Annotated in this window: 13 protein-coding genes; 1 reads left to right on the top strand and 12 read right to left on the bottom strand. The window is 47.8% G+C overall.

Features of this window, described 5'->3' with window-relative positions; translation table 11 throughout:
• Window positions 1-34: 34 nt before the first annotated feature.
• The 3 genes from AC6I8Y_RS22255 to AC6I8Y_RS22245 are packed head-to-tail and all read right to left on the bottom strand — an operon-like array spanning window position 35 to window position 2,620.
• Window positions 35-484, bottom strand: coding sequence for a GNAT family N-acetyltransferase (locus AC6I8Y_RS22255; RefSeq protein ID WP_498021739.1), 450 nt, complete (start codon window positions 482-484; stop codon window positions 35-37).
• Window positions 481-1,446 carry an HTH-type transcriptional regulator YidZ gene (gene yidZ, locus AC6I8Y_RS22250; RefSeq protein WP_498021738.1) on the bottom strand — a complete coding sequence of 322 codons (966 nt, stop codon included), beginning with the start codon at window positions 1,444-1,446 and terminating at the stop codon, window positions 481-483. Before yidZ ends, AC6I8Y_RS22255 begins: the two co-directional genes overlap by 4 nt.
• Complete coding sequence (locus AC6I8Y_RS22245; RefSeq protein ID WP_498021737.1) at window positions 1,421-2,620, bottom strand: MFS transporter; 1,200 nt, start codon at window positions 2,618-2,620, stop codon at window positions 1,421-1,423. Before AC6I8Y_RS22245 ends, yidZ begins: the two co-directional genes overlap by 26 nt.
• Window positions 2,621-2,895: 275 nt before the next feature.
• Here AC6I8Y_RS22245 and AC6I8Y_RS22240 point away from each other — a divergent pair, with 275 nt between their 5' ends.
• Window positions 2,896-4,590 carry a phospho-sugar mutase gene (locus AC6I8Y_RS22240; RefSeq protein WP_498021736.1) on the top strand — a complete coding sequence of 565 codons (1,695 nt, stop codon included), beginning with the start codon at window positions 2,896-2,898 and terminating at the stop codon, window positions 4,588-4,590.
• 62 nt (window positions 4,591-4,652) lie between these two features.
• Here AC6I8Y_RS22240 and AC6I8Y_RS22235 read toward each other — a convergent pair whose 3' ends face one another.
• The 9 genes from AC6I8Y_RS22235 to AC6I8Y_RS22195 all read right to left on the bottom strand — a co-directional run bounded on the left by AC6I8Y_RS22235 (window position 4,653) and on the right by AC6I8Y_RS22195 (window position 14,386).
• Window positions 4,653-4,901, bottom strand: a complete 249-nt coding sequence (locus AC6I8Y_RS22235) for a hypothetical protein (RefSeq protein WP_042469641.1) — start codon at window positions 4,899-4,901, stop codon at window positions 4,653-4,655.
• A gap of 211 nt (window positions 4,902-5,112) precedes the next feature.
• A complete protein-coding gene (locus AC6I8Y_RS22230) occupies window positions 5,113-5,811 on the bottom strand; it encodes an aspartate/glutamate racemase family protein (RefSeq protein WP_498021735.1) in 699 nt (232 codons plus the stop codon).
• A gap of 118 nt (window positions 5,812-5,929) precedes the next feature.
• On the bottom strand, window positions 5,930-6,592 hold the full coding sequence (locus AC6I8Y_RS22225; RefSeq protein WP_498021734.1) for a cupin domain-containing protein: 663 nt from the start codon (window positions 6,590-6,592) through the stop codon (window positions 5,930-5,932).
• 172 nt (window positions 6,593-6,764) lie between these two features.
• Window positions 6,765-7,286 (bottom strand): copper-resistant cuproprotein CopI, encoded by a 522-nt coding sequence (gene copI, locus AC6I8Y_RS22220; RefSeq protein WP_498021733.1) that lies wholly within the window; start codon window positions 7,284-7,286, stop codon window positions 6,765-6,767.
• A 57-nt stretch (window positions 7,287-7,343) separates the two neighbouring features.
• Window positions 7,344-10,466, bottom strand: coding sequence for an efflux RND transporter permease subunit (locus AC6I8Y_RS22215; protein WP_498021731.1), 3,123 nt, complete (start codon window positions 10,464-10,466; stop codon window positions 7,344-7,346).
• Complete coding sequence (locus AC6I8Y_RS22210) at window positions 10,463-12,181, bottom strand: efflux RND transporter periplasmic adaptor subunit (RefSeq protein ID WP_498021729.1); 1,719 nt, start codon at window positions 12,179-12,181, stop codon at window positions 10,463-10,465. The genes AC6I8Y_RS22215 and AC6I8Y_RS22210 overlap by 4 nt, the downstream gene beginning before the upstream one ends.
• An 18-nt stretch (window positions 12,182-12,199) precedes the next feature.
• On the bottom strand, window positions 12,200-13,591 hold the full coding sequence (locus AC6I8Y_RS22205; RefSeq protein ID WP_498023087.1) for a TolC family protein: 1,392 nt from the start codon (window positions 13,589-13,591) through the stop codon (window positions 12,200-12,202).
• Window positions 13,592-13,669: 78 nt separating this feature from the next.
• The gene (locus tag AC6I8Y_RS22200) at window positions 13,670-14,068 is read right to left on the bottom strand and encodes a hypothetical protein (RefSeq protein WP_446566751.1); all 399 of its coding nucleotides are present in this window, start codon (window positions 14,066-14,068) and stop codon (window positions 13,670-13,672) included.
• 81 nt (window positions 14,069-14,149) lie between these two features.
• Window positions 14,150-14,386 (bottom strand): hypothetical protein, encoded by a 237-nt coding sequence (locus tag AC6I8Y_RS22195; RefSeq protein ID WP_252015790.1) that lies wholly within the window; start codon window positions 14,384-14,386, stop codon window positions 14,150-14,152.
• Window positions 14,387-14,487 lie beyond the last annotated feature (101 nt).

Raw genomic sequence — 14,487 nt, 5'->3', positions numbered from 1 at the left:
GTATCCCTTGCTAGATTCCGATTTATGTTGGCTATTAATCTTTGATTAACTGCTTTACAAAGTAAATCTTACTGTTATCAACGCTTCCATTGTCCTCGTAACCGGAAATCTTATAACCAGACGAAAGTAGCAGCTGCAGCATAGCAGGGAAGCGATTCATAGACTTAACACTGATCGCTTGGTAGCCCTGTTCAAGCGCCCATGCTTCTTGCTGCTCTCTTAATTCGGTTGCGATACCCAGCTTACGGTAATCGATAGAAACACCGCCAAGCCAACTATAGAACTCAGACTCAGACAGTTCATAGCCAATCTTGTAAGCGATAGGCTTGTTGTTGTGGGCAGCGATTAACACTAGGTGCTTTTTGTCTTTCAAGCGATCGATGAGTTTCTCTTTTGGTGTTTTTTGCGCAAACTCAGGAATAGAGTCGTCGACGAGTAGGGCGTCGTCGATAGTGCCGATATAAAAATTAAATTTCGTTTTCATTGTTGTTCTCTGCCGTGATAGAGCGATCTTATGGTCTCTTTTAGCCAACGGATTTTGGCGTTGTGGGCATTGCGTTTATGCCAGATCATCGCAAATGGAATAAGTAACTTCTCTTGGTGCTCTTCACTCACCGGAATAGGTAATGACGTTAGTTCTGGGTGCAGACGAGAAACATAGTGCTCACAGTATTTAGGCGCTGTTGTCACCATATCGTGATTCGGCTGGGAAGCCATGTACAGAGACTGCTCAAAGCTTGCCATAGTGAGAGAGACATTACGCTCTCTACCTAACTCAGTCAGCACTTCATCCAGTGCCCATTTCTCACTTTTTTCCCAGACCGTATTGATGTGCGGGTAGGAGAGAAAGGTCTCTAGATCCCATTCTTGCTGCAAAGCTGGATGGTCGCGATGTAGATAGACTTGAGGCAGTTCTGAAAACAGCGCTTCAAAGTCGATGAAGTAGGGAAGTAGGTCTACCGACTCTTTCGAACGTGGATGACTTTCTCGCCCTGTAAATCCAATATCGGCGTCGCCACGAATGATGGCTTCTAGCGAGTCATAGTCCCAGTTGCTGGTTTTTACTTTTGCATCAGGGTAGCGCTCTTGTATTAGAGGCAGCAACTCGTTCAGCATGGTAAGCAGAAGCGGGGATTCTACCATCAAGTTAAAGCTCAGCCCTTTAGTGGAGTCCTCACTGCGCTTTTCTAGAATTTGTCCACCCATCTGAAACCAATCGCCAAGCTCTTGTTCCATGCTTTGCACCACAGGTGTTGGAACCAGTCCATTCGGGGTTTTAATGAACAGTGGGTCATCGAACCAATCTCGCAGCTTGCCTAATGACTTGCTCACAGTTGATGGTGTGACATTAAGCTTTTTCGCAGCTTTAGACACGCTGCGTTCCTGTAGTAACAGTTGCAGCGTGGTTAGCAAGTTAAGATCAAGTCGAGTAGTGGCTTTCTTCATACTGAGGCGATGATGTTGGTTTTGGTATCCATGATATTAGAGCTAAGCAAACTATGCTAGTTAGCGCCAATATAGCGATCAGAACATACAGTGCACTGACGCCCAATATGCCTATTAACCAAATATAAAACGCAGAGGTACAGACCTGACTCACACCGAGTATGGAACTTGCTACTCCTGCACGCTGTGAGTAGGGGCTCAGTGCTTGGCTCATGGTCACGCCAAATCCAATCGAAAACGCGGCGCAGATCAGTCCAAAGCTAATGAAATAACCAACCGGATTCACATCGTAACGACTGACTAGAACAAGCGTTGCTGCCGCTATAGCAAATAGGCTTTGTGATGTGATGATTAGCGTGCGCTCACGAAAAAACGTCAAAGCGAGTGGCGCCGAAAACGATGTGATCATACTGACCAACGCAGTCACTGCCATTACCGTAGAATATCCCCCACGATCCAATTCAAGTGTTCCCATTATCAACATTGGCGATACGTTGACGTAAGTGAGGATGACGGTACAGCTTAATGACGCGATGATGACGCGGCTAACGAAAAATCGACTCAAAAAGCGTTCATGGTGAGATTGAGGGCTGCTCCCGCTTGTGGACTTGGATATTTCTCCCGTTGGCTTAGTTTCCTTTAGTAGCAACAGTGAAAGTAAACACACCAAAACCCCCATGCCTGCCATTGTGGTAAACAAGCTCTGCCAAGGAAACTTCAGCATAATTAGGTGACCTACTACGGGCGCTATGACAGGAACGATACAGGTGATGCCATTAATCATCGACAGAACCTTGGCTCGACGTTTGTCATCCAATGTGTCGCGCAGTATAGCGAATGCGACAACATAGCAAGAGCCAGCACCGATACCTTGAGCAAACCTTGCGGCGAGGAAAGTGCTCACTTGCTCGGCAGCGCCTCCCATCAGAGAGGCTCCGACAAATATGGCGGCTCCTGCTATCGCCATTGGCTTTCTTCCCAATGAGTCAGACAGTTTTCCTGCTAGTAGCATAGTCGTTGCCATCCCCGCTAAATAGATGGAAAAGGCGATATGAAGTTGAGACTCCGTTGCACTGAGGTCAGCAGCGATTTGTGGTAGCCCAACTAGGTAAAGATCGATGGCAGTTGGGTAAAGCAGAACCAGCGCGAAGCTGCAAATAAGATACTTAAACATGAAAACCTCACTGTAAACGGTCACCAGATTTTAGTGAGTGGTACTCGGTTACACGAGTGAGCAATGCGACAACGGTAATGTCCGTTTTCGACATACTGCCTTGGTCGTGAGTGACTTGAAGTCTCTTTGACTATGCTCTTTATAAAGCAAACTGCATTTTATCGGTTGCCTTCTATAAAATGAGAGTTATTTTCATTTACACTTGAGGAGTAACGAAAGAAAAATTAAGAATGATGGCAGAACGATGAAGATGCCACGATAAAGGAAGGGTAACTATGACAGAACAATTCACTCAATGGCTCGCTCGGGACCCTGATGCCGCAACTCGCGAGGAACTTAAGCAGCTTATTGATGCTAACAGTACACAGGAGTTAGCGGATCGTTTTGGCTCACGCTTGGAATTCGGTACAGCCGGTTTGCGTGGAAAAGTCGGTGCTGGACCAAACCGAATGAACCGATTGGTGATCCAAGAGACGGCGACAGGTCTTGGCGACTACCTTGTAGAACAGATCGAAGAAGCTAAATCGCGCGGCGTCGTTATTGGCTATGACGGTCGCCCAGACTCAAAGCAGTTTGCTCATGACGCCGCATCAGTATTGACCGCGCAAGGTATCAAGGTTTACTTAACTCATAAGGTAGCAGCAACCCCAATTGTCGCGTTTGGGGTTAAAGTACTAAATGCTGCTGCCGCCGTGGTAGTTACTGCGAGTCACAATCCACCTGAGTACAATGGTTTTAAGGTCTATTGGGAAAATGGCGCTCAGATCATACCGCCTCATGATTCCGGGATCGCAGCAAAAATAGATGAAGCAACCACTAAGCCACTCAACTTGAAGCCTCTCAAAGACGCTGAGCAACAGGGGCTGCTTGTCTGGTTAAATGACGAGTATTACGAGAACTATCGTAAGGTGATGAATAACAATCACTTGCTCAAACCTGATAGCAATACTGACATCTCGATTGCCTACACCGCAATGCACGGGGTGGGAGCTGAGATGGCGGAAACTTTGTTAGCCGATGCTGGATTTAACAAAGTTGCTAGTGTTGCTGAGCAGCGAGAACCCGATGGCACCTTTCCAACTGTAAACTTCCCTAACCCAGAGGAAGCTGGTGCGATGGATAGAGTGATTGCGTTAGGTCAAGCGGTTGACGCTGATATAGCCTGCGCTAACGACCCCGATGCCGATCGTTTTGCTGTCGCGGTAAAGCGCCCTGATGGTGAATATCAAATGCTAACAGGCGATCAGGTTGGTGCTTTGTTTGGCGATTACCTTCTTGAAGGGCAACCTGATTCTCTGGTCGGGAATACCATAGTGTCTTCACGCCTACTAAACAGCATTGCCAAGGCGCATGGCGCACATTACTACCAAACATTGACTGGGTTTAAATGGCTAACCAACGTTGCGATGGAGCAAGAGACGAAAACGCATCCATTCTTGTTTGCTTACGAGGAGGCCTTGGGTTACACCGTTGGCAACAAAGTCTGGGATAAAGATGGGTTGTCTGCACTGGTGGCTTTCTCACAATTAACGGGCAAGCTTAAGGCACAGGGCAAAACCATTTGGGACAAATTAGAGGCCTTGTATCGTCAGCACGGTTTCTACTGTAATGCTCAGCGTAGTATCGCGCTTGACCCCAAAGCACCGCCAATTGGCGATAAGCTTCGTGGTAATCCACCAACCCAAATTGCAGGTCAGCGTGTAGAAATCATCGAGGACCTTAAGCTATCTCAACGTCAGTTTGCCGATGGTTCTTCAGAGCGGATTGACCTTCCAGTCAGTGACGTATTGATTTATTTATTGGAGGATAAGTCTCGGGTCATTGTGCGCCCTTCAGGTACTGAGCCTAAGCTCAAATGCTACTACGAAGTGATCAATGACTTCCCAGAAGATATGGATTACGAGCAGGCTAGCCAAGCTGCGGATGTAAAAATGAGTGCTTTGATAGAGGCTCATCAGAAGAGCTTGTAAGAGTGAGGCTTTTCGATTGGGGTTACCTTACGAGGTAACCCTTTTTTATTGAGATCTGAACGCTAACCCCATCCATGAGGCAAGTTCTCTCTATCGTCATACTCAGCACCACACACCTTACATTTGAAGTAGCTGATGTGGGTTTCAGATTTATGAGTCCCTAGGAATACGCCAACGATCAGATTAAGCCATTGGGATTTAGCGCTGTTTTTTTGCTGTTTTTGAGCTTCAATCTCGGCGGGTGTCAGTCGCTGGTGTTGGGTTTTCTGGTTACAGTTACCGCAGTGTAAAGCCGTTTCAGAGTCGGACATTCCAGTTCCTTTGTTCTATGTGCTGTACTTAAACGAAATAGCACTGTAGGGGTTTGGACCTATCTTGTGGTGATGACATATGAAACTCAAGTTATATGATGGCGTAATGTGGCGGATAGCACGTAAAGGGGAGGAGGGATAAATAGAAATGTTATGTAAATCAGTGAACTATACTCGCGCCAGATAGCTAGCACGAGTATCGATATGTTGTTCAGTCTTGCTTTAACGCCATGCTGACTGCCGCATCAGCATGAATCGCAGTGGTATCGAATAGCGCGACATCGGTGTGTTGCTGTTGCACCAGCAACGCAATCTCGGTACAGCCCAAAATTACCGCTTCAGCACCTTGCTGCTTAAGTCGATCAATGATCTCTAGATAGACCTGTCTTGATTGGTCTTTGATCTCGCCTCGGCACAACTCTTGATAGATGATGTCGTGAACTAAGGTGCGGCCCGCCTCGTTTGGGACAACAACATCGATACCATGCTGTTCAATCAATCGGTTTTTATAGAAAGGCTGTTCCATGGTGAAACGTGTGCCGAGAAGCCCCACCTTTTTGATGCCATTGCTTTTTAGCGTTTCTGCTGTCGCATCGGCAATGTGCAAGATTGGAATAGTGATGTGCTTTTCAATGTCGGGAGCAACTTTGTGCATGGTATTAGTACAGATAAGCAGAAAATCTGCGCCGCCACTTTCTACCGATGCCGCCGCTTCACCTAAGATAGTGGCCGTCTCATCCCAGCGTCCTTGATGTTGAAGCTTTTCTATTTCATCGAAGTTAACGCTATACAAACAGATTTTTGCTGAGTGCAGTCCACCCAGCGCTTGTTTTACGCCTTCGTTAATTGATTTGTAGTAGCTGAGCGTAGACTCCCAGCTCATGCCTCCCAACAAGCCAATTGTTTTCATACCATACTTCCTGTTGTTGATTTGATGGCTCTATTAAAGCGCCATCGAAGCCTGTTGGGTAGTCTCTTTTTCCTCTACTGGCATGAATTTATGTGTATTCGAGCGCAACTTATTCGATTCAGAGGTGGCCTGTCTTTACGTAGATTAATGCTCCGTCTTCTTTTGTGTATGGCGTGTGCTTGCTTCCATGAGGGCTGCGGATCCAAGTCCCTTTTGGGTAGACGCCATGTTCGTCATAGAAGGTGCCTTCGAGTACGAGGATTTCTTCACCGCCCCAATGTTGATGAGCATTGAACTGAGTATTCGGTGCCCACTTCACGAGTGCTACGTGTTCTGCTTCAAATTCATGTAGAGGCATTACCTTTAATCCATCGATAAGTCCTTGATACCAAGGTTGGCTATGGGTATCGATACTAAATTGCAATTGGTCTTCAGCTTTAAATTGTTGAAGCTTAACGAAGATTGTCGCGCCTTCTGGTCCTATTTTCGGAGTGTGTGCAGTACCGATTGGGTTGCGCACATATGTTCCAGCAGGGTAGTCACCATGTTCATCGGAAAAGACGCCTTCAAGTACAAAGAACTCTTCCCCACCCCCATGAGTGTGAGGTGAGAATTCACTATTCGGTTGATAGCGAACTAACGAGGTTGCTCTCGCTACCTCATCGCCGACTCGATCGAGTCTCATCCGCTCAACACCTGGCATAGGAGAGTCGACCCATTGGTAATCTTCTGGGCGAATGACGACGCGTTTATCAAAGTCGGCGTTAATGAGTGTATCCATACTTAACTCTCTTAAAGTGGTGCTTAGAAAAAGTGATCTATCAGTAGTAATCATAACGGAATGATACGAAATGCGTTGTGAAATTCGATCACGGAATGTTTGCATCAACAATGTGGGAGTTGAAAGAGGCTCTGATTGGTGAAAATCAGAGCCTCTGGTCTAGTCTTGCGAATTACTTGATGGTGATGGTTTTTGTCATCCCATCTTCAGCATGCCCAGGGATATTACAGGCGAATTCTATCTCGGTTTCCCCATGGAAGTGCCAATTGATTTGACCTGCTTTACCTGGTTTTAAATAGACCACATTGCCCATATTGTGGTGGTCATGATCTCCGGTTGGGTTTTCCATCATCTTACGATGAGCGACTTGCTCCGCAGGTGAACCAATCACAAATTCATGGTCATCTTTGCCAGTATTCATCACTACGAACTGAACCACATCGTTTGGCTTGATCTCCACATCACGCTTGAATGAAATCGTCATATCATCTTTAAGAATGACGTGTACAACCTTGTCAGGTTTTGCTCCTGGTGCTGGCATACCCACAGCTGACATTCCTTCCATGTCCATCATACTGTGATCCATTTTGCTATGATCCATTGAACCATGATCCATCTTTGAGTGATCCATGCCATCAGCCCAAACCTGAGTCGCTAATAGCGTCATAGTGAATGCAGTAAGTGTCTTTTTCATGTGTCTTTCCTTGTTGTGTTGATGTCCCCCCAGCGTTTTCTGGAGGGAGCTTGTTCGTTAGTGTTGAGTTTCTTTTGATTTCCAAAGTTTGTAGATTGCAGGTAACACCAGCAGAGTCAGTAGCAGTGCAGAAGCCATCCCCCCAATCATTGGTGCGGCGATACGCTGCATAACTTCTGAACCAGTACCTGAGCCGTACATAATGGGAATAAGGCCTATGATGACGGTCAGAACAGTCATCATTACGGGGCGAACGCGCAGACCTGCGCCCTCACGAATGGCGTCGGTTAGCATCTCTGGTGTCAATGGAGTGTCTTCTTGCTCAGCGCTGAGTTTTCTTGCATGCCAGGCTTGGTTGAGATACACCAGCATGATGACTCCGATCTCGACAGCGACGCCCGCCAGCGCGATAAAGCCAACCCCGACGGCAATTGAGAAGTTATAGCCAAGGTAGTGCATCAGCCACAGCCCTCCGACCATTGCCAGTGGTAAGGTGCCCATAATGATCATCACCTCGCCAACGCGGCGGAAACTTAAGTAAAGCAGCAACATGATGATAGCGAGGGTAATCGGAATGACCACACCAAGGCGCTGCTTGGCTCGCTCCATATATTCGTATTGACCAGACCAAGCCAATGAGTAACCAGCCGGCAGTGAAAGCCTCTCAGCAACCACTTGTTTAGCTTCTTCAACGTAAGAGCCCAAATCACGATCAGCAATATCCACAAACACCCAACCATTTGGACGTGCATTTTCGGTCTTGATCATGGGGGGGCCGTCTTCATAGCGAATATCGGCGACATCTGCGAGCGCGATTCTTGCGCCGTTTGGAGTTACTAGGGGCAGGTTTTGTAGCTTGACTACAGAATCTCGATAATCTTGTGGATAGCGAACATTAATAGGGTAGCGTTCGAGTCCTTCGACGGTTTCTCCAACGTTCATACCGCCAACAGCTGTTGAGATGACCTGCTGTACATCGCTGACGTTCAAGCCGTAACGAGCAGCGGCGAGGCGTTTGATGTCGATGGTCACGTAGCGACCGCCAGCAACGCGCTCGGCGTAGACTGATACCGTGCCTTGAATCTCATTTAGGATAGGTTCAAGGTCCGAACCTATTTGCTCAATGACGCTTAAGTCCGGCCCGGCAATCTTAATACCAATCGGTGTCTTGATGCCCGTCGCGAGCATGTCGATTCGAGTTTTTATTGGCATTACCCAGGCGTTGGTGAGTCCAGGGAATTGAACCAAATCATCTAACTCTTTTCTCAATGACTCCGTCGTCACCCCTTCACGCCACTCACTTCGAGGTTTGAGCTGAATGGTGGTCTCTATCATGGTCAGTGGTGCAGGATCGGTAGCGGTTTCTGCGCGTCCAATTTTGCCCCAGACGCTTTTCACTTCAGGCACCGTTTTAATTAGCTTATTGGTTTGCTGAAGCAGCTCACGCGCCTTACCAATCGAGATACCGGGGTAGGTCGTTGGCATGTACATGAGATCGCCTTCATCCAATGGCGGTATAAATTCACTGCCCAATTTTGAGGTAGGGTAGTAGGCCGATGCCATTAGTCCGAGTGCGATGATGATCATGCTCTTTGGATAACGCAGACTTAAGCTCAGCATTGGTTTGTACAGACCAATAAGCGCTTTGTTCACTGGGTTTTTATGTTCAGGTAATACCTTGCCACGAATGAAGTAGCCCATGAGCACTGGTACCAGAGTAATCGCCAAACCCGCGGCTGCTGCCATGGCGTAGGTCTTGGTGAAAGCCAATGGCGAGAACATCTTGCCCTCTTGCCCTTGAAGGGCAAAAACTGGGACAAAGCTGAGCGTGATGATGAGCAATGAGAAAAATAACGGTGCCCCCACCTCTTCTGCCGCTTTGCCGATGACTTGCCAGCGGTTTTTGTCGGTGAGTGGTGTTTTTTCGATGTGCTTATGCACGTTCTCGATCATAACGATAGCGCCATCCACCATCGCGCCGATAGCAATCGCAATGCCACCAAGTGACATGATGTTGGCGTTGATACCTTGCCAATGCATGACGATGAACGCTGCCAATATGCCCACAGGCAAACTGATAGCGATAACGATTGAGGAGCGAATGTGAAACAGGAACAGCGCACACACCACCGCGACAACGATGAACTCTTCCGCGAGTTTCTTCCAAAGGTTGTCGACGGCATCATTGATCAGGGTTGAGCGGTCATAAGTTGGAACAATCTCGACACCTTCAGGCAGACCTCGTTGCAACTCGTCCAGTTTAGTTTTGACGCTGTCGATCACTTCACTAGCATTTTCTCCAAAGCGCATGACGATAACGCCACCCACCGCTTCGCCTTCCCCATTAAACTCAGAGATGCCGCGGCGCATCTGAGGTCCGAGGTTGATGTCCGCAATGTCACCCAGTAGTAGAGGTGTGCCTTTGCTGGTTACTTTTAGTGGCAGTGCCTTGATATCATCGATGCTTGTCAGATATCCGGTAGTTCGCACCATGTGTTCAGCTTCGGCAACTTCAATGACCGATGCACCTGTTTCTTGGTTACCGTTTTTGATGGCTTGGTTGACTTGCTGAAGCGTTAAGTCGTAGGCACGAAGTTTGGCGGGATCGATCTGCACTTGGTATTGTTTGACCATGCCACCGACGGTCGCTACCTCAGAAACCCCTTCGACGGTTTGTAGCTCATATTTGAGGAACCAGTCTTGAATGCTGCGCAGCTCAGCAAGGTCATGCTGACCGGTTTTGTCCTGTAGGACATAGCTGTAGATCCAACCTACGCCCGTCGCATCGGGACCAAGGGTCGGTTTGGCTTGAGAGGGTAACTTAGGCGCGACCTGACTCAAGTACTCAAGCACACGTGAGCGAGCCCAATACATGTCGGTGTCATCGTTAAAGATGATGTAAACGTAAGAGTCACCAAAGAACGAATAGCCGCGAACGGTTTCTGCACCGGGTACGGCAAGCATGGCAGTCGTTAACGGGTAAGTCACCTGGTCTTCGACCACTTGAGGTGCTTGCCCCGGATAACTGGTTTTGATGATTACCTGTACGTCAGAGAGGTCAGGTATGGCGTCTACAGGCGTGTTCTTGACGCTGTAAAGACCAGCAAGCGTTAGGAAACACGTCGCGACCAACACTAAGAATCGGTTGTTGATAGACCAACGGATGATGGCACCAATCATGGTTGAACCTCCCCATGCTTGAGCTCCGAAAGAACATAATCACTGCCTTGTTTTATTATCAAGAAGCGGGCGCTATCACCTTCAGAAAAACCGCTTAGATCGATATTGTCGTCGGTAGAGAAGTTCATCTCACCTTGCTCCCACTGCCAATCAGGAACGGCGCTGTGCTGGATTGTGATCATGCCAAAGTCGGCCATGAGCATTGTTATTTCGCCATCCACCCATACTTCACTTGGCATGGTGTTTTCAGCTTGTTTGATCTCGGTAACGACGTATTGCCCTTGCGGCGTTTTTTCCATCTCGAAGTCAATCTGTTGACCTGATGATAGAGTGGACATGTCCACGGAAGCGTCGATAGTGAAGTCCATGACCATACCTGGCCAGCTCCATTCTGGAACGGGCTGATGGTTGATGGTCAGCATAGAGTGTCCCGACATCACCTTGGTGATCTCCCCGCTCGCCCAAACAGACTCCGCTGGTGGTTCAACTCCATTTATCCTTGATAGGTCAGCACTTTGGCTCGATTCTGAGTCGAGCATAAACTGTGCTGATGTGACAACGACATCGTCAAGACTAAGCCCTTGAATCACTTCAATTCGGTCACTTGCTTCACGACCGACATCAATGCGCGCGGAGCGGTATTTGCCTTCCCCCTCAGAGAGCACAACACGTGTCATGCCACCTGATCGGATGACCGCTGAACGCGGAATAGTCAATACGGCTTCTTCCGTCTTAGGTTCCAGAGCAATGTTGGCGAACATGTTTGGTTTGAGCTGAAAGTCTGGGTTGGTAAACTTGAGCCTAACTCTCAGTGTTCGAGTCGCAGGGTCTAGGATCGGATAGACATAATCGACAGCGCCGTGCCACTCTTTGCCCGGGATTGCGTCAAGCGTCATTACCGCTTCGCTGCCTGCTTTGATCCATTCAGCTTGTCTTTCAAAGACTTCGGCATCGACCCAAACCTCGTCGATAGGACCAGCACTGATGACTGATTGAGCTGGTGACAGATAGCCACCTTCACGGACATTAAGCGTTGCGACAACACCATTGCCAAAGGCTTTGACATCAACGGTTTGTGATGCTTTACCCTGTTTCACTATCTGGCGGATTTGCTGCTTATCGACGCCTAGAGTGATTAGACGCTCTGTTGCTCCCTTGATAAGCGAGTTGCGTTTCGTAAGGTAGGCATTGAGTAGCTCTTCTTGCGCTTTTACCAGTTCAGGAGAGTAGAGTTTGAACAATACGTCACCTTTGCTTACTCGCTCACCTACAGAGTTGATGTAGAGTTTTTCTACCCAGCCAGAGACGCGTACATTGGTTTGCCAAAGGCGGCTCTCGTCAAACGCGATGTATCCGACGGTTTCAATACGCGGTGAGAGCTTTTGCTGTTTAACAGACTCCGTTTTGACCCCAAGGTTGTTCTCGACTGATGGATCGATTTTCACTGTACCTGGCTTGTCGTTACCACCATTTAGGTCATCGGCATAAACGGGAATCAAGTCCATGCCCATGGGTGACTTGCCAGGCTGGTCTCGTTTGTAATTTGGATCCATTGGCGCGACCCAATAGAGTGGCTCGTTGCTGTCTGCAGCAGAGCCCGCTGCATCACCATTTCCCATAGAGCTCATTGAATGACTCGAAAGGTATTGGTTCCCGACATATCCAAGACCTGCACCAACGGCGAGTGCCAACAGAGCGACATTTAGTGTTTTCATTAGTTGTTTCCCTTTGAATTATTGTTGTTTCGTTGTTGGCTTTGAAAGCACAGGCGCTTCGGCGTGGTAATTAAAACCACTGAGAAAATAGGCTAAGTTGCTGTTAACAATGTTGAGGTCAGTCTCAAGACGTAGCGCTTCAATCTCGATAGCAAGTTCATCGCTTGCCGCGGTGATGACATCGCTAAACTGAGCGGTATTGTTTTCATAGCCTCTTTCTACTGCCTGAGTCCGAGCTTTAGCCTGGGGAAGCAAGCTTTGTTGATAACGTTCAAAACGTTCACTAAGGTTTTGTTTATCCATTAAAAGAGCGTTTACTTTGGCATTCATCTGGCTCAGTAGGGCATCTTTACTGGATTTGGAAGCAACGACCTGATACTCCGCCGCAGAATGGTTTTTATCTTGTCGGTTACCCGTGAATAAAGGGATGTCCATAGTGACGTAGGCACTTAATAGGTCGGGGGCAGGTGCGCCGCGCATATTGGGAGCCTGGCGATGGGCGTACATGGCCTCAACCCCGAATTGCGGCTTGTACGCTTCTTCTGCGATGGATACCTGAGTCTCGCTCGCTGCGATTTGCACATCTGCAATGCGTGCCATGGGGTGCTGATTCAACAGTTGAAAGTAATTTGCTCGCTGCTGATTGCCAAGTTGCTGCTCAAGGCGCTGCCAGTCTGCTGAAACGTCTGCAGTTAAGCTTGGTTGGTTGGCTAACCATTCTGCGCCTAGCCATTCTGAGAGTTGCGATACAATGCGGTTTTGCATTTGGCGGTTCGCATGCAGCTTTTCATCCAGCTTACCGACTTGAAGTTGCGTACGAATCAGGTCTTGAGACTCACTGTTGCCAATAGCGTAGTTGGTTTGAATGAATCGCTCCATTTCGACCATCAAGGTTCGATTTTCAAGCAGCACTCGCTCAGATTGTTGTTGGAAGCCTAACTCTAGCCACAATTGAGTGATGCTATTGGCAATGTCTAGCTCGCGTACTTCCACTTGAAAACCAATGCCATCGGCTTGTTGCTGGGCCTTCTTGTTTTGCAGATCGAGCGTTGAGCCGCGCCCAAATTGCTGCATTAGACCCACAGAAATATTGGTCATTGGATCTTCATCAAACCGAAAACTATCGGTAGGTAAACCGCCAACACCGACTTTAATTGTCGGGTCTTTGAGTGTTGAACTAGCGATGCCTGTGTCACGCATCGCCTGAGACTGAGCGTGGTACTGCGTCCGATTTGCATCATTAGCAATCGCCATGTTTATTAGGGTTTCAAGCGACAAAGCATTAGAAGCGCTTTGTTCGCTGGCTTGCTGTTTAGTCCCAGCGCTACTCACGGCATGAGTAGTGGGGACAACAAATAAGATCGCACTTACAGCCAGTGCAACCGAATGGATTGTTGTTTTCACGATCATTTCCAAACTACGAGCCTGAATAACAGGCACGATAAACATTCCCCAACAAATGCTGGGCGTAATTACGTTGTGAAATGATTAAACCGAGGGTGGGCGCTCGAGATGCTCGATGCGTTGTACTGGATGTTCAAAGGGATCAACAGCACGTTTGGAGAAACGCGAAAGGCTTTCACCTGGTGTGATGAAAGACCAAGTGAAGCCAAGGGTCATTCCGCATAAGGTTGTACAACAATTTAATGAGGAGTCTGACTCTGAATCTGGGCATTGCTGTTGATTCGACAAGTCAGTTTGCGCGGATTCTCCGTGGTGCATGTGATGAGCCGATGAGGGCTGGTGAGTCATGCCACAGGGAGACAGAGGGTCTATGTCACCATTGCTCATGCCCATTGCCGGATAGCTTGAAACAAACGTTGCAATAACGAGTGCTGTCAAACTCAGCAATGTGATCCATGTTTTGTTGGCAATGATGGTGCGCATAACAAACCTTTCTAGCAGAATATAGTAACTATAAAGGTTACCCCTAGGGTAAAGTCAAGAAAGTGTGTAGGCAAGTGAACGCTATTTCGACAAATGAGAAATTAATCTCTCTCTTCTGAGATCCAAAATTTCATCTATCAGTTTCTCTTTCGCATTAATACCAAAATGCTCGGCATAGTTTTGAACTTTAGATATCTGGTCTTTATCGAGTTGGTAAACATCTCGTTTAAGTCTCTGGCGAGCTTCGCTTTTGATGCAGCCTTGCTGCTGAAGCAGGCGAACAATTTTCGCATCTGTGGGGTGTTTAAGCTGGTTCATTTTGACTCTTTGAATCAGAACATTAAAAAGGATGTCGTTGTAATGTCGAGAGGCAAGATAAACAGAAACTGTGACAGCTATATTGCAACTAGGCGCATTGG

The sequence above is a fragment of the Vibrio sp. KUL78 genome (genome assembly GCF_059725505.1).
The sequence above is the reverse complement of the archived record's forward strand: the minus strand, read 5'-3'. Positions and strand labels throughout refer to the sequence as shown.